General features: G+C 63.8%; 23 protein-coding genes. 15 read left to right on the top strand and 8 right to left on the bottom strand.

Going from position 1 to position 24,724, the window contains the following annotated elements:
- The first annotated feature begins 306 nt into the window (after positions 1-306).
- The 9 genes from P1T08_10320 to P1T08_10280 all read left to right on the top strand — a co-directional run bounded on the left by P1T08_10320 (position 307) and on the right by P1T08_10280 (position 8,666).
- Positions 307-612: a YerC/YecD family TrpR-related protein gene (locus P1T08_10320; GenBank protein ID MDF1596473.1), complete on the top strand. Its 306-nt coding sequence runs from the start codon at positions 307-309 to the stop codon at positions 610-612.
- The gene (gene hisG / locus P1T08_10315; protein MDF1596472.1) at positions 609-1,469 is read left to right on the top strand and encodes an ATP phosphoribosyltransferase; all 861 of its coding nucleotides are present in this window, start codon (positions 609-611) and stop codon (positions 1,467-1,469) included. The genes P1T08_10320 and hisG overlap by 4 nt, the downstream gene beginning before the upstream one ends.
- Positions 1,466-2,776, top strand: a complete 1,311-nt coding sequence (gene hisD, locus P1T08_10310; protein MDF1596471.1) for a histidinol dehydrogenase — start codon at positions 1,466-1,468, stop codon at positions 2,774-2,776. The genes hisG and hisD overlap by 4 nt, the downstream gene beginning before the upstream one ends.
- Entirely contained in the window at positions 2,773-3,828 is a 1,056-nt protein-coding gene (locus tag P1T08_10305) for a histidinol-phosphate transaminase (protein MDF1596470.1), read from the top strand. The genes hisD and P1T08_10305 overlap by 4 nt, the downstream gene beginning before the upstream one ends.
- A complete protein-coding gene (gene hisB / locus P1T08_10300) occupies positions 3,825-4,409 on the top strand; it encodes an imidazoleglycerol-phosphate dehydratase HisB (GenBank protein ID MDF1596469.1) in 585 nt (194 codons plus the stop codon). The genes P1T08_10305 and hisB overlap by 4 nt, the downstream gene beginning before the upstream one ends.
- Positions 4,406-5,023 carry an imidazole glycerol phosphate synthase subunit HisH gene (gene hisH, locus P1T08_10295; protein ID MDF1596468.1) on the top strand — a complete coding sequence of 206 codons (618 nt, stop codon included), beginning with the start codon at positions 4,406-4,408 and terminating at the stop codon, positions 5,021-5,023. The genes hisB and hisH overlap by 4 nt, the downstream gene beginning before the upstream one ends.
- Complete coding sequence (gene hisF / locus P1T08_10290) at positions 5,013-5,774, top strand: imidazole glycerol phosphate synthase subunit HisF (GenBank protein MDF1596467.1); 762 nt, start codon at positions 5,013-5,015, stop codon at positions 5,772-5,774. The genes hisH and hisF overlap by 11 nt, the downstream gene beginning before the upstream one ends.
- Positions 5,771-6,559 carry a bifunctional phosphoribosyl-AMP cyclohydrolase/phosphoribosyl-ATP diphosphatase HisIE gene (gene hisIE, locus P1T08_10285; GenBank protein ID MDF1596466.1) on the top strand — a complete coding sequence of 263 codons (789 nt, stop codon included), beginning with the start codon at positions 5,771-5,773 and terminating at the stop codon, positions 6,557-6,559. Before hisF ends, hisIE begins: the two co-directional genes overlap by 4 nt.
- 67 nt (positions 6,560-6,626) lie before the next feature.
- Positions 6,627-8,666, top strand: a complete 2,040-nt coding sequence (locus P1T08_10280; protein MDF1596465.1) for a molybdopterin-dependent oxidoreductase — start codon at positions 6,627-6,629, stop codon at positions 8,664-8,666.
- Positions 8,667-8,850: 184 nt separating this feature from the next.
- On the opposite strand, the gene P1T08_10275 is transcribed toward P1T08_10280, so the two are convergent.
- Genes P1T08_10275 through glgC form a run of 3 tightly spaced genes read right to left on the bottom strand, consistent with a single transcriptional unit; the run spans position 8,851 to position 13,784 of the window.
- Complete coding sequence (locus P1T08_10275; protein MDF1596464.1) at positions 8,851-10,656, bottom strand: ABC transporter ATP-binding protein; 1,806 nt, start codon at positions 10,654-10,656, stop codon at positions 8,851-8,853.
- Complete coding sequence (locus P1T08_10270; GenBank protein MDF1596463.1) at positions 10,653-12,491, bottom strand: ABC transporter ATP-binding protein; 1,839 nt, start codon at positions 12,489-12,491, stop codon at positions 10,653-10,655. Before P1T08_10270 ends, P1T08_10275 begins: the two co-directional genes overlap by 4 nt.
- 60 nt (positions 12,492-12,551) lie before the next feature.
- On the bottom strand, positions 12,552-13,784 hold the full coding sequence (gene glgC / locus P1T08_10265; protein ID MDF1596462.1) for a glucose-1-phosphate adenylyltransferase: 1,233 nt from the start codon (positions 13,782-13,784) through the stop codon (positions 12,552-12,554).
- Between the two features lie 110 nt (positions 13,785-13,894).
- Between glgC and P1T08_10260 the strand changes: the two genes are divergently transcribed.
- From P1T08_10260 to P1T08_10240, 5 genes are all read left to right on the top strand, one after another.
- On the top strand, positions 13,895-14,569 hold the full coding sequence (locus P1T08_10260) for a hypothetical protein (protein MDF1596461.1): 675 nt from the start codon (positions 13,895-13,897) through the stop codon (positions 14,567-14,569).
- Positions 14,570-14,660: 91 nt separating this feature from the next.
- The gene (locus P1T08_10255) at positions 14,661-15,353 is read left to right on the top strand and encodes a response regulator transcription factor (protein ID MDF1596460.1); all 693 of its coding nucleotides are present in this window, start codon (positions 14,661-14,663) and stop codon (positions 15,351-15,353) included.
- On the top strand, positions 15,350-16,810 hold the full coding sequence (locus P1T08_10250) for a HAMP domain-containing sensor histidine kinase (GenBank protein ID MDF1596459.1): 1,461 nt from the start codon (positions 15,350-15,352) through the stop codon (positions 16,808-16,810). The genes P1T08_10255 and P1T08_10250 overlap by 4 nt, the downstream gene beginning before the upstream one ends.
- 5 nt (positions 16,811-16,815) lie before the next feature.
- A complete protein-coding gene (locus P1T08_10245; GenBank protein MDF1596458.1) occupies positions 16,816-17,280 on the top strand; it encodes a TlpA disulfide reductase family protein in 465 nt (154 codons plus the stop codon).
- A 136-nt stretch (positions 17,281-17,416) separates the two neighbouring features.
- A complete protein-coding gene (locus P1T08_10240) occupies positions 17,417-18,118 on the top strand; it encodes a prolipoprotein diacylglyceryl transferase (protein ID MDF1596457.1) in 702 nt (233 codons plus the stop codon).
- Here P1T08_10240 and P1T08_10235 read toward each other — a convergent pair.
- A complete protein-coding gene (locus tag P1T08_10235; protein ID MDF1596456.1) occupies positions 18,008-19,513 on the bottom strand; it encodes an MFS transporter in 1,506 nt (501 codons plus the stop codon). The two genes, P1T08_10240 and P1T08_10235, sit on opposite strands and share 111 nt — an antisense overlap.
- A gap of 79 nt (positions 19,514-19,592) precedes the next feature.
- Here P1T08_10235 and P1T08_10230 point away from each other — a divergent pair, with 79 nt between their 5' ends.
- Positions 19,593-20,123: a DUF5698 domain-containing protein gene (locus P1T08_10230; GenBank protein ID MDF1596455.1), complete on the top strand. Its 531-nt coding sequence runs from the start codon at positions 19,593-19,595 to the stop codon at positions 20,121-20,123.
- 67 nt (positions 20,124-20,190) lie between these two features.
- Here the strand turns inward: P1T08_10230 and P1T08_10225 are convergent, their stop codons facing one another.
- Genes P1T08_10225 through P1T08_10210 form a run of 4 tightly spaced genes read right to left on the bottom strand, consistent with a single transcriptional unit; the run spans position 20,191 to position 24,684 of the window.
- A complete protein-coding gene (locus P1T08_10225; GenBank protein ID MDF1596454.1) occupies positions 20,191-21,270 on the bottom strand; it encodes an ABC transporter ATP-binding protein in 1,080 nt (359 codons plus the stop codon).
- Positions 21,263-22,315 (bottom strand): ABC transporter ATP-binding protein, encoded by a 1,053-nt coding sequence (locus P1T08_10220; protein ID MDF1596453.1) that lies wholly within the window; start codon positions 22,313-22,315, stop codon positions 21,263-21,265. The genes P1T08_10225 and P1T08_10220 overlap by 8 nt, the downstream gene beginning before the upstream one ends.
- The gene (locus P1T08_10215) at positions 22,316-23,587 is read right to left on the bottom strand and encodes an ABC transporter permease (protein ID MDF1596452.1); all 1,272 of its coding nucleotides are present in this window, start codon (positions 23,585-23,587) and stop codon (positions 22,316-22,318) included. It lies immediately after the preceding gene.
- Positions 23,587-24,684, bottom strand: coding sequence for an ABC transporter permease (locus P1T08_10210; protein MDF1596451.1), 1,098 nt, complete (start codon positions 24,682-24,684; stop codon positions 23,587-23,589). Before P1T08_10210 ends, P1T08_10215 begins: the two co-directional genes overlap by 1 nt.
- Positions 24,685-24,724 lie beyond the last annotated feature (40 nt).

Below are 24,724 nucleotides of genomic sequence, written 5' to 3'. Positions count from 1 at the left end.
ATCACTGGCGAGCAGGTGGTCCCATCCCCCTGGCGAAACTCATCTCAAGGTGGTCCCATCCCGCTGGCGGGCGACACCTTGCCTTCGTTGGTTCTTTGTCTGGTAGCCCCCTCCGCTTTCGCCTTTCGGCGAAACCACCTCCCCCGCTTCGCGGGAGAGGACACGTTGAATGGAAGTGTCTCGCACGAACCCGCGACGTGACACCCTGCGGGGGACCGATCGCTCCTTCTGTGTCTTTCCATAAATGTTGTGTATTAGTGTGCTAAAACGCTAGTCTGCTATCACAGCTTACTGAAGAGGATCCAGATGGACCCCCGTGACGAGTGGAGGAACCCCGACACCGAGGCGCTGTTCGAAGCAGTGCTCACCCTCGAGGACACCGATGAGGTAGCCCGGTTCTTCCGCGACCTCCTCACTTTCAACGAACTCACCGAACTGGGACAGCGATGGGCGATCGTGCGCAAGCTCGAAGATGGTGTCCCCTACCGGCAGATCGCCGAAGACATGGGCGTCTCGACCGCCACCATCACTCGGGTCAACCAGTGGCGCCAGCACGGAATGAGCGGCTATCGCCTGGTACTAGACCGCCTGGCCGGATCGGAACCCTCATGACCCGCACCCTCAGACTCGCCGTCCCCAACAAGGGACGCCTCGAGCAGCCAACCGCCACCTTGCTGCGCGACGCCGGGCTCGTCTTCGAGAAGACGGAACGAGCCCTGTCGGTCGTCGTCCACAACGTCGACCTCGAACTGCTCTTCGTCCGGGCAGACGACATACCGGAGATGGTCGCCGACGGCGTTGCCGAGTTGGGGATCACCGGTCAGGACCTTCTGGCCGAACACGGCAATGGACTGCCCGTGCTGGCCGAACTGGGCTACGGCCGCTGCCGCCTGGTTGCCGCCGTCCCCCGTGCCGTCGAAGCCGACAAGGCAGAGGACTTCGCCGGATTCCGGGTGGCGACATCGCACCCCCGGGTGACGGCCGACTTCTTCGCCGGCCGCGGCATCGACGTGACGATCGTTCCGCTCAAAGGTTCCGTTGAGGTAGCTCCCAAACTCGACGTTGCGGACGCGGTGGTGGATCTCGTCTCCACCGGCAGCACGCTGATGGTGAACGGTCTCCAACCGGTCGGAACGATCCTCGAATCCCAGGCCGTTCTGGCAGCGAATCCCACTGCGATTCGCGAGCGTTCCACGGAGGTCGAGCAAGTGGTCACCGCCCTCTCCGCGGTCGTGGCCGGCCGCGGCAAACGCTACCTACTCCTCAACGCTCCGGCAGGCGCCGTCGACAAGATGGCAGAGATCATCCCCGGCATGGAGTCCCCCACCGTCGTTCCCCTCGCCGAAGAAGGATGGGTAGCCGTCCACTCAGTGGTCGACGCCGACGACGTGTGGAACGTCCTCCCCGACCTCAAAGCACTGGGCGGGCGCGACATCCTCGTCCTCCGCATCCAGCAGTTGATCGCATGAGCACCCCGATCATGCAGCGGATCGTCCTCGGCGACCTGTCCCCGGCCGCCAGACGGCGGATCGTTCGCCGCTCGGCAGTAGTCGACCCGAACGTGCGGGCGGGGGCGGCGGTCATCTGCGAAGAGATACGAAGCGGCGGCGACGCGGCCCTGGCGGCCACCTCCGAACGTTTCGGCGGCGGACGGCCGGGCCGGATGCAGGTCACCCGCGCCGAGATGGATACGGCGCTCGCCTCAATTTCGTCCGAGGAGCGTCTGGCGCTCGAGACCGCCATCTCCAATGTTTCCACCTATCACCGATCACAGATACCAGAGGATCGGATCATCGAAACCGTCCCCGGAGTGGAAATCGCCCGCCGCTGGTCTCCATTGCAGCGGGTCGGCGCCTACGTACCCGGCGGCAAGGCGGCCTACCCATCGACGCTGATCATGACCGTCACGCCTGCCCGCCTCGCCGGGGTCGAGGAAGTCGTCGTGGTCAGCCCAGCCGGGCCGGACGGCGAAGTATCGGACACCCTGCTGGCCGCAGCCGCGTTGCTGGAAGTCGACGAGATGTACATCGTGGGCGGAGCACAGGGCATCGCGGCTCTCGCCTACGGCACGGAGACGATCCGTCCGGTAGACAAGATCGTCGGACCCGGCAACGCCTGGGTGACCGCCGCCAAACTGTATGTGTTCGGGGAGTGCGGCATCGACCTCCCGGCCGGGCCCAGCGAAGTGTGCGTACTGGCCGATGAGACTGCGGACCCTCGTCTGGTCGCCGTCGATCTGCTGTCACAGGCCGAACATGGTCCCGACTCGCCGGCGGTGCTGGTCACTGCCGACGGCACGCTGTTCGACAGGGTCGAGGTGGAATTGGAAGCACTGCTCACCCAACTGTCCCGCTCCGACATCCTCGAAGTAGCCCTGGCCGACCACGGCCTGATGGTGCTCGCACCTTCCCACGAAGACGCAATCTCGTTCGTCGACGACTACGCCCCCGAACACGCCACGATCCTTACCGCCGACCCTCAGGCGGACGCCAAGCGGATCCGGGGGGCAGGTTCGGTGTATGTGGGCCGTTGGTCGCCCGAGTCAGCCGGCGACTACGCCACCGGGGCCAATCACGTTCTCCCCACCGGCGGACTCGCCAGAGCCTACGGGCCACTGGGGATCGAGGACTTCGGTTCGTGGCGGCAGGTGCAGACCCTGACCCGCGCCGGACTCGGCCGGTTGCGACCAACCATCACCTGCCTGGCCGATGCCGAAGGGCTCACCGCCCACAAGCTCGCCGCCGACCTCCGCTTCGAAGCCGGGGAGGAGTCGTGACCACTCCCGTCTATCAGTGGCAACCGACCACTCTCGAGATCGCGGCCCGCGCCGGGATCGACCCGGGTGATGTCATCCGCTTCGACCACAACACGTCGTCGGCCACCTTCAATTGGGCAGGAGAGGCGGCGGCAACAGTTGCGAGCGGCCTCAACGAATACCCGGGTGCCGACTACCGGCCGCTGCGAGAAGCGATCGCCGCCTACACGGAAACAGACCCGGATCAGGTGGTGCCCGGCGCAGGAGCAGACGAGTTGATCCTGCTTACCGCCGGTGCCTTCCTCGCCGCCGGCGGAACCGCAGTGAGCGCCCCACCCACCTACACGCTCTACGCAGTCGCCACCGGCCAGCGCGACGCCACACTGATTGAGGTGCCAAGACGGACTTCCGACTTCGGCCTCGACGTCGATACGATGAAGTCGGCATCCCGGACCGCGAATCTCGTCTGGCTGTGCGTGCCCAACAACCCGACCGGTCATCGCGATCCGGATGACGAGATCCGCGCAATCATCGAGTCGACCAGCGCCATCGTGGTCCTCGACGGGGCCTACGCTGAGTTCACCGGAGACCGCTGGTCGAAGTGGCTCAACGAATACCCCAACCTGGTTGTACTCGGAACGATGTCGAAAGCCTTCGCTCTGGCCGGTGCGCGCGTCGGTTACTCGCTCTCATCACCCACCCTGGCGGCTGAACTCCACCGGCAGCGCCCACCGGGCAGCATCTCAACGCTCTCCGCCGCGTTAGCCGAACGCGCCCTCGCAGAGCCACACTGGGCCGCCGCCAACGTTGAGCGGGTCGCCGCCCAAAGAGACTCGCTCGCAGATCGGCTCTCAGAGTTCGGCTTCGAGATGTCTCCGACGGTCACCAACTTCGTCCTTGCCCGGGTCGGACCCGAAGCCCGTGACCTGGCAGAAACTCTCATGTGGGAAGATGGAATCGTCGTTCGTTCCTTTCCACAGACCCACACCCTCACCTTCTACTTGAGGTTTACTGTTCGCTCCCCCGCCGAGAACGACCGTCTGATCACCACACTGTCCAGGAGGCTGCCATGACCCGCACCGCTGCCGTCGAGCGCTCGACCAGAGAAACAACAGTGTCCGTGAAGCTCGATCTAGACGGCTCCGGTGATGGGAACATCTCGACGGGAGTCGGGTTCTTCGATCACCTGCTCACGTCTCTCTCCCACCACTCACTGATCGACCTGACCGTCGAGACAGAGGGCGACCTCCACGTGGACGACCACCACACGGTCGAAGACACTGCCCTGGTTCTCGGCGAGGCGCTGGCGGCGGCACTCGGCGACCGATCGGGCATATCTCGATTTGCAGAGGCCCGGGTGCCGATGGATGAAGCTGTGGCCGAGGCAGTGATAGACGTGAGCGGCCGGCCCTATGCGGTGATCGAACTTCCATTCACAACCGACCGAATCGGAAACCTGACAACGCAGAACATTCCCCATGCCCTCGAAGCATTCACTCGCACCGCCGGACTGACTCTCCACCTCCGGGCACGAGGCGCCAACGACCACCACATCGCCGAGGCGGCTTTCAAGGCCCTCGCCAGAGCCCTCCGGGGTGCGGTGGCCTTTGATCCGCGCCGGTCGGGCGTGCCGTCGACCAAAGGGACGTTGTGACCAGAATCGCCGTCATCGACCATGGGGCGGGCAATCTCGTCTCGATAGCTCAGGGACTCGAGCGCTCGGGAGCCGACGTCACCGTTGCGGATGTTCCAGCCGGGCTGGCAGGAGTCGATGGTGTGGTTCTTCCCGGCGTCGGATCCACCGGAGTTGCCATGCGCCGCCTGAGACAGAGCGGATTCGTTGATCCGCTTCTCGAACTTGACCGGCCGTTGTTGGGGATCTGTGTTGGCCTGCAGTTGTTTTTCGAATCCAGCGACGAAGACGCAACCGCCTGCCTCGGTCTGATGCGGGGCCGGGTGGAACAGCTTCAGGAAACTCCCAAGTTGCCGCACATCGGATGGAACGATCTCACCTTCCAGAGGGAAGACCCCCTTTTCGCCGGAGTTGCTGATGATGCACCTTTCTACTTCGTCCACTCCTACGCGGCGGTGCCGATTGATGAGACCGTCGTCGTTGCGCGCGCTACCTACGGCAATCCCTTCGTAGCGGCCGCCCGGGACGGAATACGGGTTGGAGTGCAATTCCACCCGGAGCGCAGTGGCCCGGACGGTGTCAGGGTGCTCGGGAACTTCGTGCGGGAGTGTGCGGAGGCTGCCGATGCTGCGTAGCCGGATCATCCCGTGCCTCGACGTCGATCACGGGCGAGTCGTCAAGGGAGTCAATTTCGTCGATCTGGTAGATGAGGGCGATCCTGTCGAACTGGCCGCCAGGTATGCGGCCGAGGGAGCAGACGAAATCGTCTATCTGGACATCACCGCCTCATCGGACGAGCGAGACATCTTCCTGGACGTTGTGCACCGGACGGCTTCCGAGGTTTTCGTGCCCCTGACGGTTGGAGGCGGGGTTCGATCGGTAGACGACATGCGCTCGGTGTTGCGGGCCGGCGCCGACAAGGTGTCCGTGAATACCGCCGCTGTAGAGCGGCCGTCGCTCATCGCCGAGTGTGCTGCCGAGTTCGGCCGTCAGTGTGTGGTGCTAGCTGTGGATGCCAAGCGAACCGGAGAGTCGTGGGAGGTCTACACGCACGGTGGGCGCACTCCGACCGGCATCGACGCCATCGAGTGGGTGACCGAAGGTGTCCGCCTGGGTGCCGGCGAGATCCTGCTCACCTCGATGGATCGGGATGGCACCAAGAATGGGTTCGATGTGGAGTTGCTCCGGGCGGTCGGCGACGCCGTTCCGGTTCCCGTCATTGCCTCCGGTGGCGCCGGAACAGTCGAACATTGCGTGGCGGCCGTCACCGAGGGCGGCGCCGCTGCCGTGCTGGCCGCTTCGATCTTTCACCGCAAAGAGATCGAGATCGACACTGTGAAGGCAGGGCTGGAAGAGGCCGGTGTGCCGGTGAGGAGGGTGTCATGAACGATGGCCTGAGCCCCCCTACCCCCGACCCTTCGGGTCGGCGGTACCTTCCCCCCTCCGGGGGGACCGACAAGACCCCCAACCCCAGCGGCTCCGCTGTTGCGTCTTCCCCCCAAGGGGAGACCGATCTGGTTCCGGGGATCGTGCAAGATGCCGATACCGGACGCGTCCTCATGCTGGGTTATCTCAACCAGGAAGCCAAGGACCTAACTCTCGAGACCGGGTTCGTTCACTTCTGGAGTCGCTCCCGCCGCGCAATCTGGAAGAAGGGTGAGACCAGTGGGAACACCCTTCGTCTCGTGAGCATGGCCGAGGATTGCGATTCGGATGCCTTGCTCATCCTGGCCAGTCCAGATGGGCCCACCTGCCATACCGGTGAGGTGAGTTGTTTCGATGGTCGCGAGTTGCTCGTCGCGAGTCACGAGTCGGCCCCCCTACCTCCGCCTTCGCGTCGCTCGGCGCAGGAACCTTTCCCCCAAAGGGGGACCGATGCACATTCGCTGAGTCCGTTGTGGCAGACCATTCAGCAACGCAAGGTGAAGCGGCCCGACGGGTCCTACACCGTGCAGTTGATTGACGGCGGAGTCGACTTCACCGGCCGCAAGGTGCTCGAAGAGGCAGGCGAAGTCCTGATGGCCGCCAAGGATCACTCCATCGGAACCGCCGACGATCGACGGGTCGCCGAAGAGGCTGGGGATTTGATCTACCACCTCCTCGTATTACTCGCCGAGCGCGACATCTCGATCGCCGAGGTATTCGATGTGCTCAAGGAACGTGAGGGCTGACGCGCCTCCGCTCCGCTCCGGCGCAGGAACCTTCCCCCGAGGGGGGACCGACACTTACAATCCCTGCATGACCACCAAGACAGTTCTCGGAACCTGCCACCACGACTGTCCGGACTCGTGCGGATGGATCGCCACCGTCGAGGACGGCGTCGCAGTGAGGCTGCGCGGCAACCCGGATCACCCCTTCTCGCAGGGCGAACTATGTCCGAAGGTCAACCACTTCATCGACCGCGTCTACAGCCCCGATCGTCTGCTGCATCCGTTAGTCCGGACCGGGCCGAAGGGCGAAGGTCGCTTCGAACGTGCCACTTGGGAACAGGCCCTGGCAGTGGTGGCCGAGCGCCTCCACGAGACGAAGGACCGATGGGGAGGTGAGTCGATCCTTCCCTGGTGGGATGCGGGAACCCAAGGGCTCATCCAGATGAGTTCCCTGGACCGCCGGTTGTTCGCCCGGATCGGCGCTTCACAACTGACGGGGTCCCTGTGCGGCGGCACTGCCAGTGATGGGACAGCGTCCACCTACGGATCCTCGCACGCGGCCGACCCGATGGATGTGCGACATGCCCGGTTCATTCTGTTGTGGGGAACCAACACCAAGCTGACCAACCGGCACTTGTGGCCATTCATCGAAGAGGCCAGGAGGAATGGTGCAGAAGTGGTGGCGATCGATCCGATTCAGACAGCAACCGCCGCGGCTGCCGACCGGCACATCCAGCCCCTGCCCGGCACCGACGTTGCCCTGATGCTCGGGATGATGCACGTGTTGATTCGGGACGATCTGCTCGATCACGACTACCTCGACAGCTACTCGACGGGCTTCGAGGCGTTGCGCGAGCACGTAGCCGGGTGGACGCCACAGAGAGCTGCCTCCGAGTGTGGTCTTTCCGCCGAGGTCATCGAGGAGCTAGCCCGCAGTTATGGGGCTGCCCGACCGGCCCACATCCGCACGCTGATCGGCGCCGAACACCGCGAGAACGGGGCGATGTTCTTCCGGGCGCTCACTTGCCTGCCGGTTCTGACCGGGTCATGGCGCGACCTGGGCGGCGGTTTGTCGAAGAGCACCCACTCGTGGGCAAATTCCAATGTGGACGACGGCGTGTTCGATCCTGCACCGTCGGGCCGGGAACGCCGCGGAATCAACATGAACCACCTGGGCCGTGCCCTCACCGATCCTTCGATGGATCCGCCGGTGAAAGCGTTGTTCGTGTGGAACGGGAACCCGGTGGTGACTGTTCCGAATGCTTCGCTCATTCGAAAGGGTCTCGAGCGAGACGATCTCTTCACGGTGGTGAGCGAGCAGTTCATGACCGATACGGCCCGCTATGCCGATGTGGTCTTCCCGGCGACCACCCAACTCGAGCAGGTCGACGTTGTGACTGCCTGGGGCCATCTGTACCTGGGATGGAATGAGCCGGCCATCGCCCCCCTCGGAGAAGCCGTTCCCAACACGGAGCTGTGGCGCCGCCTCGCCCTTTCTTTGGGATTCGAGGATGAGGATCTCTTCGAGTCAGACCGAAGTCTGATCGAGTCGGCCGTGTCCGGTGTTGACCTCGATCTACTGCAAAGCAAGGGAATGGTGCGCGTCGACGTCCCGACCGAACTCCTCCCCTACGCCGAAGGCGGTTTCCGCACCGCCAGCGGACGCGCCGAGCTCTATTCGGAAACACTGGCTGCCGGGGGTCTGGATCCGCTTCCGACCTACCACCCGCCCAATGAGGGGCCGACCGGGCCGCTCGCCGAGCGTTATCCGCTGTCTTTGATGACGCCGAAACACCACACGAGGTTCTTGAACTCCTCGTACTCGCATCTCCCGAAGCATGGGCCCAGAGAGACCGGGCCGTTCGTCGAGATGGATCGGGCCGACGCCGAATCCCGAGGAATCTCCGACGGGGACAAGGTCGCAGTGTGGAACGACCGAGCACGACTCACTCTTCCGGCCGTGATCTCCGATCGCCTGCGACCGGGCGTGGTCTCCGTGCCGTTCGGCTGGTGGAGCGATGACCACGGAGAACCGATGACCGCCAACTCTCTGACCAGCGACACACTCACCGATTGGGGCGGCGGAGTGGCATATCTGGACACGCTGGTGGAGGTAGCGAGGATCTAGCCGTCCCTCAGACTTTCTGCGCAATGCAATGGCGCGCTACGCGCCAGAGTATTGCGCAGAAAGTTCGGGGGGACCTTCTAGTGGTCTGTCTGCTATTTGATGACCGGGGTAGGCAGTGCCACGAACCCTGCCACAGCGGGGATCGTCCGGCAGGAGACCAAGTCACCAAATCCGCGACGGACCACTAGACGCTCGTTCCGCGCTGCCAGCTGTCGTAAAGGCGACCGTAGATCCCGCCTTCCATCACCAGCGCGTCGTGGGTGCCGTCTTGAACGATCCGACCGCCTTCGAACACGATCACCCGTTCGGCGGCCTCGGCCGTCGAGAGCCGGTGCGCGATGGTGACCACAGTTCTACCAGTCGTCAATCCCGACAAAGCCCGGTTGATCCGAACCTCGGTTACCGGATCAACGGCTGAAGTCGCTTCGTCGAGTACCAATAGATCAGGATCGGCAATGGCAGCCCGGACGAGGGTCACCAGTTGTCGCTCGCCCACCGACAATGCGCCGCCCCGCTCCCCCACCTGTGTCAGCAATCCTCCGCTGAGTTCGCCGAGCCAGTCGCTGAGTTTCAATCTCCGGAACGCCGATTCGAGTTCGGCGTCCGTTGCTTCCGGCCGGCCCATCCTGACGTTGTCGGCGATAGTGCCGCTGAACAGCATCCCTTCCTGCGGCACCATCACGACCCGGTCCCGGAGCGACCGGAACCGGACGGTTCGCAGGTCGAGCCCTCCCATCACGATCCGTCCCGCCGTGGGGTCCATCAGCCGGGTGAGCAATTTGGCGAACGTGGTCTTCCCCGAACCGGTCTCTCCAACGATGGCGACCCGGCTGCGCGGCTCGATTGAGGCATCGACATCGACGAGCACCGGGGGACCGCTCGCCTCCCCGGCCGTTTCTCCCGGCCGTGGATATCGGAACGAAACCCCCTCGAACGAGACGCCGAGCGAAGCGGCCGGCAGGTCCACTCCTTCCGCACCGGGATCGGCGACGTCGGGCGCGATGTCGAGTACGTCCAGCACTCGCCGCCATCCGGCCACGGCCGTCTGGGCCTCGTTCACAGCCTCTCCGAGCATCTGGACCGGTTGCACGAACAACTGCACCAGGAACAGGAACGCCACGACGGTACCGACCGATGTAGAGCCGTTCACCGCCAGAACAGTGCCGACCACCAGCACCGCAGCCACGACCATGGCCGAAAGCAGTTCGCCGGCCCCCGAAAACGACGAAGACAGCGCCCCTGCTCTCACGCCGGAGCGACGGTGCTGGTCGATAGATTCTCCCAGTCGTTGCCGGATCCGGTCTTCGATCCCGTACGCACGGATAACCGGGGCGCCGACCACTACTTCCGCCAGTATCGCCAGCATCCGACCGACCCGCTCCCGCACGGTGAGGTAGGCCACCTCGAGCCGCGACTGGAACCACTTGATCGTCAGGACGATCACAGGACCCAGGACCACGACGACCATCGCCATCGGCACCGAGTACACAAACATGACGAGCAGCGACAGCAAGGCTTGCCCCCCGTTGATGATCAACATGAGGCCGCCCCATTGCATGAACCGGCTGATCTGATCGACGTCCGAAGTCACCCGGGCGACCAGAACGCCGCGTTGTTCCGATGCCTGGTGGAGCATCGAGAGGTCATGTATGTGGCGGAAGGCGCGCACGCGTAGCAGCGAAAGGGCGGTTTCGGACACCCGGGCAAGTCGTAGATGCATGGCTCCGGTGGAACCGGCGGTGACTGCCACCGCCAGCAGCGCCCATGCCGTCATCGACAACACGAAGCCCATGTCGACTCCGCCGTCGGCGAAACCACTGTCGATGATCTGCTGCACCGCCACGGGTACGATGACACGTCCGGCGGTGGCGATGAGCGCCAGCGTCAACGTTGCCGGGAGGCCTCGTCTCAGTTCGGGGGAAAGGCTCAGACCCCGACGTATGGTGGCGGTGGCGCCCCGACGCTCCGCCTGCTGGGCGGCGATGGTCATCGGGTTTCCTCTTGCTCGTACGCGTCTATCAGACTCCGATACGGCGCCAGCGTCTGATACAGCTCGTCGTGATGTCCCCGGCCCATGACCCTGCCGTCCTCGATGTAGATGACCTCGTCGGACAACACGATCGAGGAACGCCGGTACGCGACGATAACGACCGTGGTGTCGAGTTCGGCCAGGCCGGCCAGGATCTCCTGCTCAACGGATGGGTCAACGGCCGAGGTGGCATCGTCCAGCACCAGCAGTCGCGGACGGCGAATGAGCGCCCTGGCCAGCGCGATCCTCTGACGCTGACCGCCGGACAGCGACGCACCCCGCTCCCCCACCAGAGTGTCGAATCCCTCCGGCAGTTGAGAGATGAACTCGTCGGCCCGGGCCAATTCGGCCGCCTCCTGCACTTCCGCCAGGTCGTACTGCCCGCCGAGCGTGATGTTGTTATAGACGGTGTCGTCGAATAGGAACACCTCCTGGAATACCAGGCTGACCGAATCAGCCAACTCAGACCGTTCGAGTTCGGCGAGACCATGGCCGTCCAGGCAGATCTCGCCGCGGTCGGGGTCAAAGAGCCTGACCATCAGGTGAGCGAGCGTCGACTTCCCAGAACCGGTCGGGCCAACGAGCGCCACGGTCCGACCGGGCGCAACACTCAATGTCACCGACTCGACACCGCGCCGGCCGCCGTTGTCCGACCTGTGCGATTGCGCCTGCGCGGAGAGGTCGTCGGTCTGGGTCTCCGGATAGAGGTAACCGACCGCCTCCACACTGGTTGCCGCCCCTCCACCGTTCCCGGTCGCCTGCCCTCCGTATTCAACTTTGCTCTGCTCGCCCAAAACGCCTTCGATCCGATCCATGCCGACCACCGAACGGGGCATCTCGCCGAGCAGCCAGCCAAACACACGCATCGGCAGCGCTACCAGCCGGAACAGGTACGCAAAAGTGATCATGGTCCCGGGAGTAACCGCACCCTGCTGGACACGCCATGCTCCGACGGCCAGCACGGCCAGGACTCCGATGTTGGGGAGGGCTTCCATGAGCGGGTCGAACATCGCACGAAGCGAACCGACCTCGACCATGCGATCGCGCAATGCATCGGATCGATCCCCGAACCGGCCCACCTCCTGGTCTTCGCGTCCCAGGGTCTTGACGACCAAGGCGGCATCGAACGACTCGTGGGCAATCTCGGCTACTTCTGCGCGCAAACGCTGGGCCGAGGCGGCGACCGCCCGCATCCGGCGCTGGTAAAAGAAGTTCACGATGAGTATTGCCGGCCCTACTGCGAATCCAACGAGGGCGAGAAACGGGTCGGTGAGCACCAGCAGCGTGGCGGTAACGACGAGCATGACGATGACACCGAACGCCATCGGCAGCGGGGCGGCAATGAACGAGGCGGCCTCGACGTCTTCGTTGACGTTCGACAACAGCTGACCGGTCGGGTGCCGCCTGTGCCACTCGATCGGCAGTTGCAGGTATCGATCGGTGATTTCGATCCGGTCACGCGCCTGGAGTCTGTATTGGGCGGCATACGCTCCGTACCGACGAAAGGTGATGCCGATCCCTCGCGCCAGGGCGACCCCGATGACCGCCAGCGCCGCGCCGACGAGTGAGGCCACCCGGACCTCTCCGGCGGCCACAGAAGGCAGAAGGATGTCGTCGGTGATCCACCCGATCACATAGGAGGACAGGATGGTCATCGCCGCGAACAACATCGTTCCCGCCCCACCGATGGCGAACTGCCGGGGAGCACGTCGAAGCTGGCGGACGATCAGCGCCCGGCCGCGTCCGAGCAGGGCGGCATCGAAGGGGGGCGGATCAACGGTCTGGCGAGAGGTCATCGGCCGCAGGCTACGACACGGCACACGCCAATCGGGAATCGGCCCCGCGGGCGACCTGCCCTACTCGATCAGATGGCCCTTGCCAACTACGACGATCCCGCCTTCGGAGATCGTGAACCGTTGCCGATCCGCCTCGAGGTCGACACCGATCTGGAACCCGTCCGGGACCATCACGTCCTTGTCGATGATCGCCCTCCGGATCACAGCACCACGCCCGACGGTCACGCCGTCCAACAGCACGGAGTCCTCAACGACCGTGTAGGAACGCACCCGCACATCGGGTGACAGAATCGACCGGCGCACCGTCGCACCGGAAACGATCGCTCCGTTGGAGACAATCGAGTTGATTGCATGGCCGCGCCGGCCGTCTTCATCGTGAACGAACTTCGCGGGCGGATACGGGAAGTGCCAGGTGAAGATCGGCCACTCCTCGTTGTACAGGTTGAAGACCGGCGATGTGGCGATCAGGTCCATTGAGGCTTCGAAGTAGGCATCGAGCGTCCCAACGTCGCGCCAGTACCCGCGTTCTTGTTCCTCCTGTCCCGGTACGTCGTTCCCGGCGAAGTCGTACACACGGGCGAGGCCGCGTTCCGTCATATACGGCATGACGTTCCCGCCAAGATCGTGACGGGACTCCTCGTCCTCTGCGTCGTACAAAACCGCTTCTCTCAGGATGTCGGCGGTGAACACGTAGTTGCCCATTGATGCATGCGCCATGTCGGGTCGTCCGGGCATGGCAGGAGGGTCCGCCGGCTTCTCGAGGAACTGTTTGATCTTGCCGTCTGCATCGGCGTCGATGATCCCGAAATCCGAGGCGCCTTCGATCGGGACCGGGATGGCTGCGATGGTGACGCCTGCACCCGAGTCGATGTGTTGTTGCACCATCTGAGCCGGGTCCATCCGGTAGATGTGGTCGGCTCCGAATACGATCACGTAGTCGGGGCGCTCGTCGCTGAGGATATTGAGGTTCTGCGCTATCGCGTCGGCGCTGCCCGCATACCAATGAGGACCACGACGCATCTGTGCCGGAACCGGGGTCACGTAGCTTCCCAGAATCGGTGACAGGCGCCACGTTTGCGAGAGGTGCACGTCGAGGCTGTGGCTCTTGTACTGGGTGAGCACAGCTATGCGACGGTAGTTGGCGTTGACCAGATTGGAGAGGACGAAATCCACCAATCGATAGTGCCCGCCAAATGGGACGGCCGGTTTCGCTCGTGCCCTGGTGAGCGGGAACAGGCGGTTGCCTTTCCCTCCCGCCAGAACCATCGCAATGATATGTGGTCTACGCGCCATGGTGTTCAACCTAGCGGAGCATTGCCCCTTCTTCACGAAACCTTCATACGCCGGGCCGTTGGTCCTTCACCTGCAGGTGATGCACTGAACATGAAGGAAGGAGCAAGCATATGAAACGAATCGTGACGGTTTTCGGGTTGGTAGCGGCATTGATGATTCCCGCCTCGATCGCAGTAGCACAAGCGGACGACGCCCCCCAAACCAAGCAGATCAGGCTCGGCGGCGGCGACCCTTCGGACTGCTCGTACTACATCGAGAAGGGCGAGCCCCAGATGATCAGGCTCCAGGCCGGAGCACAATCACAGACCGGCTCCCGCTTTGGTGCAGGCCCGATGGGCTCCGCAGCGGCCCCATTCCAGCGCCAGGGTTTTGGGCCAGGTGAATGCGACGGCGAGTGCGACGGTGATGGACCATTCGGACCATTCGGACCGACTGCCGAAGAAGCCCCATACGGTCCGTTCGGTGACCAGGATGGCGACGGAGTCGGCTACGGGCCAGGTGAATGCGACGGCGAGTGCGACGGTGATGGACCATTCGGACCATTCGGACCGACTGCCGAAGAAGCCCCATACGGTCCGTTCGGTGACCAGGATGGCGACGGAGCCGGCTACGGGCCTGCAACGACCGGAAACGGTCCAGGACCCCAGGACGGCACCGGCCCAATCCAAGCTGGAACCCGGGACGGTATCGGAAACGAGTTCGGCCCCGGACCGGGTGGAAACGCCTCTGCCTCCCCGGGCGGATCCGCCAATCAGAACGGAGCCGGACCGGGCGGCCGCAAGTAGGCATCGTGTCCCCGGCGCCAACCTCCCCCGCTCCCCTCGGGGGAGGTTGGGCTATGCCCGTGGTCCTTCATGCCATCCCTAGGATGGCCCTGTGAGCGATCGAACGATCCTGGTCGTCGACGACGAACGCAAGATCCGTCAACTCGTTCGCGCCTATCTCGAAAAGGACGGCTACACGGTCATTGAGGCGGCCGGCGGCCGGGAGGCGCTAGACAAAGCACGGTCCCATAACCCTGATTTGATCGTGCTGGATGTCATGCTCCCGGGCCTCGATGGCATTGAGGTCCTGCGCGAGTTGCGAACGTTCTCAAACGTTTACGTTGTGATGCTGACGGCCAAGACTGAGGAGGTCGACAAACTGATCGGTCTTTCCGTCGGCGCCGACGATTACCTCTCCAAGCCGTTTAGCCCGCGCGAACTCCTCGCCCGCATCAAAGCCGTGCTCAGACGCGATCGTGGTCTTCCGAAACCAGAAGCCAACGCCTTCCGCTTTGATGGGCTCACCCTGGACGGAGACCGCCGTGAGGTCACCCGTTCTGGAGCGCCGGTGGAACTCACGGCGCTCGAATTCGACCTTCTGGCTGCGCTCGTCTCCGAACCGGGGAGAGTGTTCAGCAGACGCCAGCTCCTCGAACGCGTCTGGGGTTGGGATTTCTTCGGAGACGAACGCGTTGTCGATGTCCACGTTCGGAATCTTCGCAAGGCACTCGGCGACGATGCCACTCAGCCAACCATCATCGGGACGGTTCGCGGTGTCGGCTACAAGTTCTTGCTCGAGTCATGAAGGTCCTCCGCCGCCTCGATGTTCGCCTCCTCCTGTCGTATGTAGGAGTGATCGGTGTGACGTTGACCGTCATGACGGTGACGCTGCAACTCCTGGCGCCGTCCGAGTTCGAAGCGCAGGTGTCGACGATCGGACAGCAGTACGGATTCGGAAGGCAGGCCACTCCGGAGACCACTGATTCAACAGTCTTGAGCGGGACCACGGACCCGACTGCGGGTCAGACCGGCGACTCCTCACCGACCAGCGACGGCGCGACCCCGACGACCGCTGCCACCACCCCCGGAATGGGCCCCGGCAACGACGGGAGCGGTCCGGGCGGTCCGGGCGGGCCGGGTGGAACCGGAGGCGCAGGTGGAACAGGTGGAACAGGAGGTACCGGTGGTACCGGTGGTAGCGGAAGCGATGCGGCCCCACGATCGGGCGACGGAGGAACTCGGTCTCATGGAGCAGAAGCGCTGAACCCGACCGAATTCGAGGCGGCCCAGCAGGGGCCAAGAGGAGTCGGCGGCACTGAGACGATCGTCATAGACCTCGAGAACGCCTTCGACGATGCCCTCAACAAGGGCTTGTGGATAGCTCTCCTCGCCAGCCTCGTCCTGGCGACCGCCCTGGCTGCGCTGACGTCACGACGCATTCTGCGACCATTGCGCAACGTACAGGCAGCCACGCGGCGACTTGCCGACGGTCGATACGACGAACGGGTACCGGTTCCCCGTGAGGTGGAACTCGCCAAACTCGCCACGGATGTCAACGCGCTCGGCGACACGCTCGCCAGGACGGAGCAGCAGCGAAGCAGGCTCATGTCGGACCTCGCTCATGAGCTCCGCACCCCGCTCACCACCATCCAGGGTTACATGGAGGGCTTGATCGACGGCGTCTTCGAACCGACTCCAGAGGTCTACCTCGAAGTAGCCGAGGAGGCAACCCGACTGAAGCGACTCACCGCCGACCTCGCACTGCTCTCGCGCGCTGAGGAGGGGGCACTGGTCCTTGACCTACAGCATGCGGACCTCGGCGAGGTCGCCGCCCGGGCAGCCGAGCGGCTCCGGCCACAGTTCCTCGACAAGGAAGTCGAGCTTTCGATCGGGCCGGCGCCCGACTTGCCGATCCACGGAGACGCCGATCGCCTGGCGCAGGCCTTCACCAACATCGTGGGCAACGCGCTCGTCCATACACCGGAGGGAGGACGCGTGTGGTTGACGGCCTCATGCGATGAGGTTTCGTGCGAGGTGTCCGTTCACGACACCGGAGAGGGCATCCCGCCGGACGAACTCCAGCAGATCTTCGAGCGCTTTCATCGCGTTGAGGGCGAAGGGAAGACCTCTGCCGGGTCGGGAATCGGACTCACGATTTCGCGCACGATCGTACGCTCACACGACGGCGAGCTGACTGTCGGCTCAGCCGGCCCCGGCCGGGGATCGACCTTCACGATTCGACTTCCGAGAGCGGACCCATGAGACGAATGGCGGCGACAGTGCTGAGCATCATCGTGATCCTGACCGCCTGTGGAACCACGTCTGCTCCGCTCGAGGTGCCTGAGTTGCCCCCGATCGATGATGCGATCCTCAGCAGCCTCCTCGAATCCGGGGATCCGATCGTGCTGAATGTGTGGGCTTCCTGGTGTATTCCCTGCCGATCTGAAGCCCCTCTGCTCTTCGCGGCCTATGAGGCGTTCGGTGACCGGGTGAGCTTCATCGGTGTTGATATTGAAGACACCCAAGAGAACGCCCGCCAGTTCATCTCCGAGTACGGCCTCGAATTCGACAACTACTTCGATAGGTCCGGAACGGTGCGGGCAAGGCTGGGCGGGGTCGGAGTGCCCATCACCTACTTCTTCGCACCGGGAGGCGAGCTCGTCTACCGGCACAACGGCGTGATCGACGAGCGCACCCTCTCACTCCAGATAGACGAGATCCTGAACCGATGACAAAGAGACGTTCGAGGTTCTGGGTTTTGGGTTCTAGGTTCCGGGCACGTACGACGCCGGCAGAACCTACAACCTACAACCTAGAACCTCCCGATCGACCAACGCGGCTCAACCGCAGTATCTCTGTGAACGCCTGATGGAGTTCACCCTGCTCTGGGCGGCATTGCTGGCAGTCGGCGCTCTATGGCTGATGCTGCGACTCGAACGGCGCCTTGGCCTCCTTCCGGACGATCGGTCCGATTGGTTCGATACCCTCCTGGGCGCGGCCGTCTTTGGATTGGTGGCCGGGCGTATCGCCGCGATGCTCCTCACCGGGACGAATCCGTTGACTCACCCGGCCGACATCATCTTGATCAGGGGTGGCGTCGACACCGGTTTCGCCAGCATCGGCGCGCTGTTGTTCCTCATCTGGGCAATCCGCCGCTCGCTGCCCGCCGCGCTGGACCTCGTCTCACCGGCGGTGCTCGCCGGGCTGGCCGGTTGGCACGGTGGGTGCGTGTTCAGGGGGACATGTCTCGGTACTCGCTCGGAGGTCCCCTGGGCGTTTGCGGAGCCCGGCTCTTCCCTCACCCGACATCCAACCGAGCTCTATGCGGCGTTTGTCTTCGCGGCCGCCGCTCTCGGTGCGCTATTTCTGCTCCGTCGGCTCACCCGTCCCGGTGTGGTGGCGGCCGGTGCTCTGGCCACCGCCGGCGCGATCCGGCTGATCACCGAGCCGATCCGACCCTCACTCGGTTCCGGCCCGATCTGGTGGTACTCGGCTGGTCTTCTGGTGGGTGCCGTCCTGGCGGCTACGGCGTTCTTCCGCCAATCCCCAGATCGCCGCCCCGAGGCCTAGGGCGATCGCCACCGAGACCACCAGCATCACATCACGAAAGGCCGCCACCTGTGCACCTGTCCCGGCCGTGGTGGCCGCACCCCGGTACTCGCTTCCGGAATTGGCCGCCACCCGTATCGCCCAGAATGCGCCCAGGAGAGCGATACCTGTCACCTGGCCGAGTATGCGAGTGATCGACAGTAGGCCGGAAGCGACCCCGTATTGCTCGGGAGGCACGGATCCCATGATGGCGCTGTTGTTGGGCGATTGGAACATGCCCATGCCGACACCGATCGGCACCGTCAAGAGGACAAACCCGATGGCGGACGTGTCGACACCCAGCGTCCGCAGAGACGCATAGCCGACAACGAGAACGGCCAGCCCGACCACCGTCATCGGCCTGGAGCCGAATCGATCCGACAGGCTTCCGCTGATCGGTGCGATGAGCGCGATTGCCACCGATGGTCCGGCCAGCATCACACCGACGGCGCCCGGTTCATACCCGAGCACATTCTGAAGGTAGAACGGAAAGAGGATGAATGATCCGGCAACTGCCACGAAGGTCAGATATCCGGTGCCGACGCTGACCGATAGCAGGCGCTGGCGGAACAACCGCAGGTCCAGCATCGGCTGGACTCGCCTGAGTTCGAACTTCACGAACGAGATGAGGCCGATCACTGCGCCCGCAAACAGCAGCAGTATCCGCCCATCGGCGAACCCCACGGTCTGGCCGACCGTCAACGCCAGGGAGATACAGAGGAGGGTGAAGAAGAGGAGCACGGCCCCCGGGTGGTCGAACGTCTGGCCTCCCCTGGGTCGAACCGCCGGAACGAACCGCGAGGCTGCGACCGTCCCCACCACGCCGATCGGAAGATTCACATAGAAGATCCAGCGCCAGTCGAGCGTCTGAATCAACAGGCCACCAACGGTGGGGCCGACGACGATACCGATCGAAACCAGGCTGCCGGCGATGCCGAGTGCCCGGCCTCGCTCCCAGGGAGGGAACGCCTCCGCCACGATTGCCAGTCCCAGCGACAGAACCATCACCGCGCCGAGCGCCTGGAGCACCCGGAATCCGATGAGCCAACCGATGCTCGGCGAGAGCCCGGCCAGCACCGATCCGGACGTGAATACGACAAAGCCGGCGGTGTAGATCGGTTTCTTGCCGATCATGTCGCCGAGGCGGCCGACCATCAGCGAGAGCGACGCAAGGGTGAGTGAGTAGGCAAGAACGACCCACTGCACAACCGGGAAGGTCGTGTCGAATGCATCGACGAGCGTCGGCAAAGCCACGTTGACGATGGAACCATCGATTGTCGACATGATGATGCCGAGGCCGACCGCCACCATCGCCTGCCATTTGCGGGCGTAGTCGACACCTTCGGGGGGCGTGACATTGGCTGCGGGGGCGGGCATCTGCTCTCCAGAACGGGAATGGGACGCTACCAGGCCGATCGACCGGTCATGATCGACGGGCCCCTACACTCAGTGCCTCATGGCCCTCATTCTCAGCGCACTCCTGATCTTCTTCATGCGCGTCACCGATCAGACCCTCGGTACGCTGCGCATCGTGATGCTCGTCCGCGGGCGGAGACTCCTCGCCGGCGCCCTCGGCTTCTTCGAATCGCTGGTCTGGGTCCTGGCGGCCGGTCAGGTTCTCACGAACCTCGATTCACCCCTCAAGATCGTTGCCTTCGCCGGTGGGTTCTCGGCGGGAACGATGCTCGGTGGAACCGTTGAGCGCTGGCTCGCCCTGGGCGACAGCCTTCTCCAGATCGTCGCACCGGTCGAAAGCCCGGCGGCGGCGCCCGCCTTGCGGGAGGCCGGTTTCGGGGCGACCGTCGTCAACGCCGAGGGCATGGACGGCGCGGTCCGGGTCACATTCACCGTGATCCCGCGAAAGCGGTCGCGGGAGGCCATGCGGATCGTCAAATCGGTCAATCCAGAGGCGTACATGACATACGAGCAGATCTCGACCCCGAACCTCGAACTGATAAAAGAACAACGCCGCCTGATCCGCAAGTAACAAACCGTTTTCGCGCGGGAACTCCACCCTATAGGGGGCAATCCCCGCGCGAAAACAGTTCGGGGGGTCAGGTGGGCCGGCGGTCGAGGTGCTGATAGGCGCCGGTGCGGAGGTGGCACGCCGCGAAATGGTCCTCAGAGGTCCCGGACGGCGCCATTTGAGGATCCTCGACATCACACACGCCCTCAACCGCGATCGGACACCGTGGATGGAAGCGGCATCCGGACGGCGGGTTGATCGGGTTCGGGATCTCGCCCTGGGGCAGCGGCTCAGTCCTCCGGTGGCGTGGGTCCGGCACCGGAACCGCGGCAAGTAACGATCTCGTATAGGGATGGCGAGGATTGTTGAAGACTTCGGCGAGTAGCCCGATCTCGACGATCTTGCCGAGGTACATGATGGCGATCCGGTCACAGATGTACTTGGTGGTGGCAAGGTCGTGGGTGATGAACAGATAGGTGAGATCGAACTCGTCCTTCAATTTGATCATGAGCTCCAGGAGCAGCGCCTGCACTGAAACGTCGGCCGAGGCGATCGGTTCGTCGGCCACGATCAACTCGGGGCGGGTGATCAAGGCGCGAGCCAGCACGATGCGCTGGCGCTGGCCTCCCGAGACCTGATGCGGGTACTTGTCGTAGAAAAAGTCCGGCGGCGACATCCCGACCGCCTCGAGGAGCTCGAACACGAGCTGCTTGCGTTCCTCGAAGGTCGTGTCGGGAAGGTGGATTTGAGCCGGGTGCTCAATCGCCTGACCCACGGTCATGCGCGGGTTGAGCGACGCAAGCGGATCCTGGAACACCACTTGCATCTTGCTCCTAGCCTTACGGAGGTCTTCGCGTTTGAGAGTCCCGAGGTCGACACCGTCGACCTTGACGTGACCCTCGGTGGCGTCGAGGAGGCGCAACACCAACCGTCCAACCGTCGACTTGCCCGAGCCGCTCTCCCCCGCCAGGCCGAGAACCTCGCCCCGCTTGATCGTGAAGGACACGTCGTCGACCGCTTTCACGTAGTCGATGTGACCGCGCGACAGCAGACTGGCGATGAACCCCTTCTGAACCGGAAACCACTTCTTGACATGGGTAACCTCAACGAGGTTGTCCTGCTCGCCTCCTTCATCATGGAACTCCCGGACCGGCTGCGGATCAGGCATCGTGGCCTCCCGGTTTGGCGGGGTGATCCTGATACAGCCAGCATGCGGTGTAGTGATCGCCTTCTAATGGCAGGAATTCCGGCTGACGTTGAGAGCAGATCGGCATGACAGCCGGGCACCGGGGATGAAAGGCGCAGCCCGACGGGGTGTGGAGCAGGTTGGGTGGTGCCCCCGCCATTTGATAGAGCTCGGCACCGTCCAGCTCGATATTCGGCACCGCCCGCAAGAGGCCCTGCCCATACGGGTGTTTGGTATCGAGGAACAGGTCGTTGACCGAGGCAAGCTCGGCCATCCGCCCGGCGTACATCACGGCCACGCGATCGGCCACCTCGGCCACCACCCCGATGTTGTGGGTGATCAGGACGATGGTGAGGTCGAACTCGTCTCGCAGTTCCCTCAGCAGGTCGAGGAACTGCGCTTCGACGATGACGTCGAGGGCGGTGGTTGGCTCATCGGCGATAACGAGGTCGGCCTGGAGAGCCAGGGCGAGGGCGATCATGATGCGCTGGCGCATCCCCCCTGAGAACTGGTGGGGGTAGTCGTCAATGCGCTCCTCGCGCAGGCCGAGGCGGCCGATGAGCTGTGCGGCGTGATCGCGGGCGGCGGCTTCTGACACATTGGGTTCATGGGTCATGACCGTCTCGGTGAGGTGGTCGACGATCTTCGAGAGCGGGTTGAGCGACGTCATCGGATCCTGGAACACCATCCCGAGCCGAGCCCCCCGTATCTCGCGCATTCTCCTTTCGCTCAAGGTCAGGAGATCGACTCCGTCGAACCACAGCTCACCGGTCGTGATCTTTCCGGGCCGGGTGATCATGCGCAGCATGGCCTTGCCCAGAGTCGATTTGCCGCAACCCGACTCTCCCACCAGGCCGAGAATCTCTCCCTTGCGAATGTCGAGCGACACCCGGTCTACTGCCGCCACCGGCCCAGCCCTGGTGCCGTATTCCACTGAAACATCGCGCAGCGAGTAGAGAACCTCCCCGGCCTTGAGCGGTGGTTCACCCAGTGTGATGCGCTGGCCGTAGATAGCGTCTTCGGTCATCTACCGCTCTCGCAACTTCGGATTGAAGATCTCGACGAGACCCTCCCCCATCATCGTGAAGGCGAGGACGATCAGCATGACCGCCAGACCGGGGAAGGTGATGAGCCACCAGGCAGATCGGATGAATTCCTGGCCGCGGGCGAGGTCGATGCCCCAGTCTGGAGTAGACGGCGGCAAGCCCAGCCCGAGAAATGACAAGCCGGCTCCGGTGAGAATGGCATCGGCGACGTTGACCGAGAAGATCACGGCCACCGAGGGGATGACATTGGGGAAGATGTAGCGGGTAAGGATCACCTTCGATTTGGCACCGAGGCTGCGAGCCGCCTCCACGTACAGCTCCTCTTTCGATTGCAGGGTCTGACCCCGCACGATCCGATAGTACGTGGGAATGTAGAGCACGGCGATGGCCACGATGATGTTGAAGATGCTGGGGCCGAGAACCGCGGTGATGGCGATGGCGAGGATGAGCCCTGGGAAGGCGTAGATGCTGTCCATGACCAGGGTCATGGCCCGGTCGAGCTTGCCTCCCGCGAAGCCGGCCAGCAACCCGAGCGGGACACCGATGACAAAAGAGGCGATAGAGGCTGAGAACCCGATGATGATGGCGATCCGGGCACCCCAGATGAGCCGACTCAACACGTCCTGACCCACCTGGTTCGTGCCGAGTGGAAAGCTGGTGGAGTCTTGGTCGGCACTCGACACGGCTCCGGAGTTCTGCAACGCCGGGAATTCCGCCGCGATGGACTCGTAGGTCTTCGAGGAGATCACAGCCGCCACGGCTTCGCCTGCTTCAACGCCGGCCAGCGCCTCTTCTGCAGTCTCGTACCGCTCGATCTGCAGGCGGATCCGGCCTTCTCCACCTGCTGCAGCTATCTCAGCGGTGACACGCTCTGCCTCGTCACGAGCCGCCTCACTCGAGGGGGTATCGATGGCCACCGCCACAGGCGTACGCACGCCCGGTTCGAACTCGGCGATAGCCGCAAAAGCACCCCCGATCGGTACAACGAGGATTTCCTGTTCGGGGAGCTCGCCGGGTGCCAGGAGGCGGGGGCCAACCTGTTCGAGAGGGTCGTGGCTTGCCAGCCACTGGGGAACGGCCGCGACGATCAGGAAGGCAACAACCATGGCGCTTGAGATGGCGACGAACCACCAGTCGGTCTTGTACCACTTGCGCGCCATGAGCACGCGCCTGGCGAAGCCGACTTTCTGGAGTTCGAGCTCCCAATCGGCGACCTGACCGGGATCCGGAGCTGACTCGAACTCGGCAGCCATCAGTACTTCACCCGTGGGTCGAGGACTGAGTAGATCACGTCCACCGCCAGACTGATCATCGCGACGAACAAGGCGAACACGGCCACTGTCGATTGGACTGCCTGGAAGTCGCGAGAGCTGATACGTTCAATTAGGTAGCGGCCCATGCCCGGCCAGTTGAAGACGGTCTCGGTGAGCACGGCCCCGGCGAGCAAGATCGCCACCTGCAATCCGATCACGGTCACCACGGGGATCATGGCATTCTTGAGGGCATAGCTGTACGTCACGACGCGCTCGCGAATGCCGCGTGCCCTGGCGGCCGCTACGTAGTCCTCTTGCAGCGCCTCGATGACGTTGATCCGGGTCAGACGAACGAACACGCCAGACAGCACCAACCCCAGAGTCATAGCCGGCAGGATCATATGACGAAGAACGCTGCTGAGGGCCGCCCAATTGCCGCTCAGGATTGCATCGACAAAGAGCAGGTTCGTGGTTCGCTCGAGCGTGGTGTTGGTCACCACGTCGATACGACCGGCGATAGGTGTCCAATCCAACCAAACGCTGAAGACGAGTCGCAAGAGCAGTCCCAGCCAGAAGATTGGCATCGAATACACGATGACGCTGTAGAGGCGTAGCCCGTAGTCGGCCGGTTTCTTGCGGCGGACGGCCGCGAACGTCCCGAGAAGGAGTCCGCTTCCCAGGGCGACGATCGCAGCCGGGATGATCAGCTCGAGGGTGGCCGGGAGCCGCTCTCCCAGCTCGTCGACGATCGGACGGCGGGCGCCGATGAAAGAGTCACCGAGATCGAAGGTGACGACGTCCCCGAGGAATCGAAAATACTGGACGATGAGCGGATCGTCGAGACCGAGCGCTTCCATGATGTTTGCCCGGGCAGCGTCACTCGCCTTCGGGCCCAGTGTCGAAGAGACCACATCGCCCGGCATGACCCGCAGCACAAAGAAGACGACCGAGATGAGGATGATGACCATAGGCACGGTCAGGGCGATTCGAGTGAGGATGTAGCGGCGCAAAGACTCACTGCCGCGCAAGAACACCCATGCCAGGGCCAACCCGGCCGGGATGCCGAAGACCAAGAAGACGATCAGCAACGGGTGCACAGGAACCCGAGGCTAGTCGACGCGTCCAAAAAGAACTGGG

Source organism: Acidimicrobiia bacterium, from assembly GCA_029210695.1.
Classification (GTDB): domain Bacteria; phylum Actinomycetota; class Acidimicrobiia; order Spongiisociales; family JAHEDJ01; genus JAHEDJ01.
This window is presented reverse-complemented; position numbering and strand designations above follow the sequence as displayed.

What these genes read in the sequence shown, in the direction of transcription:
- P1T08_10320 (MDF1596473.1), top strand. Translation starts at nt 307, where the DNA reads ATGGACCCCCGTGACGAGTGGAGGAACCCCGACACCGAGGCGCTGTTC.
- hisG (MDF1596472.1), top strand. Translation starts at nt 609, where the DNA reads ATGACCCGCACCCTCAGACTCGCCGTCCCCAACAAGGGACGCCTCGAG.
- hisD (MDF1596471.1), top strand. Translation starts at nt 1,466, where the DNA reads ATGAGCACCCCGATCATGCAGCGGATCGTCCTCGGCGACCTGTCCCCG.
- hisB (MDF1596469.1), top strand. Translation starts at nt 3,825, where the DNA reads ATGACCCGCACCGCTGCCGTCGAGCGCTCGACCAGAGAAACAACAGTG.
- hisF (MDF1596467.1), top strand. Translation starts at nt 5,013, where the DNA reads ATGCTGCGTAGCCGGATCATCCCGTGCCTCGACGTCGATCACGGGCGA.
- hisIE (MDF1596466.1), top strand. Translation starts at nt 5,771, where the DNA reads ATGAACGATGGCCTGAGCCCCCCTACCCCCGACCCTTCGGGTCGGCGG.
- P1T08_10280 (MDF1596465.1), top strand. Translation starts at nt 6,627, where the DNA reads ATGACCACCAAGACAGTTCTCGGAACCTGCCACCACGACTGTCCGGAC.
- P1T08_10275 (MDF1596464.1), bottom strand. Translation starts at nt 10,656, where the DNA reads ATGACCATCGCCGCCCAGCAGGCGGAGCGTCGGGGCGCCACCGCCACC.
- P1T08_10270 (MDF1596463.1), bottom strand. Translation starts at nt 12,491, where the DNA reads ATGACCTCTCGCCAGACCGTTGATCCGCCCCCCTTCGATGCCGCCCTG.
- glgC (MDF1596462.1), bottom strand. Translation starts at nt 13,784, where the DNA reads ATGGCGCGTAGACCACATATCATTGCGATGGTTCTGGCGGGAGGGAAA.
- P1T08_10260 (MDF1596461.1), top strand. Translation starts at nt 13,895, where the DNA reads ATGAAACGAATCGTGACGGTTTTCGGGTTGGTAGCGGCATTGATGATT.
- P1T08_10250 (MDF1596459.1), top strand. Translation starts at nt 15,350, where the DNA reads ATGAAGGTCCTCCGCCGCCTCGATGTTCGCCTCCTCCTGTCGTATGTA.
- P1T08_10245 (MDF1596458.1), top strand. Translation starts at nt 16,816, where the DNA reads ATGGCGGCGACAGTGCTGAGCATCATCGTGATCCTGACCGCCTGTGGA.
- P1T08_10240 (MDF1596457.1), top strand. Translation starts at nt 17,417, where the DNA reads ATGGAGTTCACCCTGCTCTGGGCGGCATTGCTGGCAGTCGGCGCTCTA.
- P1T08_10235 (MDF1596456.1), bottom strand. Translation starts at nt 19,513, where the DNA reads ATGCCCGCCCCCGCAGCCAATGTCACGCCCCCCGAAGGTGTCGACTAC.
- P1T08_10230 (MDF1596455.1), top strand. Translation starts at nt 19,593, where the DNA reads ATGGCCCTCATTCTCAGCGCACTCCTGATCTTCTTCATGCGCGTCACC.
- P1T08_10225 (MDF1596454.1), bottom strand. Translation starts at nt 21,270, where the DNA reads ATGCCTGATCCGCAGCCGGTCCGGGAGTTCCATGATGAAGGAGGCGAG.
- P1T08_10220 (MDF1596453.1), bottom strand. Translation starts at nt 22,315, where the DNA reads ATGACCGAAGACGCTATCTACGGCCAGCGCATCACACTGGGTGAACCA.
- P1T08_10215 (MDF1596452.1), bottom strand. Translation starts at nt 23,587, where the DNA reads ATGGCTGCCGAGTTCGAGTCAGCTCCGGATCCCGGTCAGGTCGCCGAT.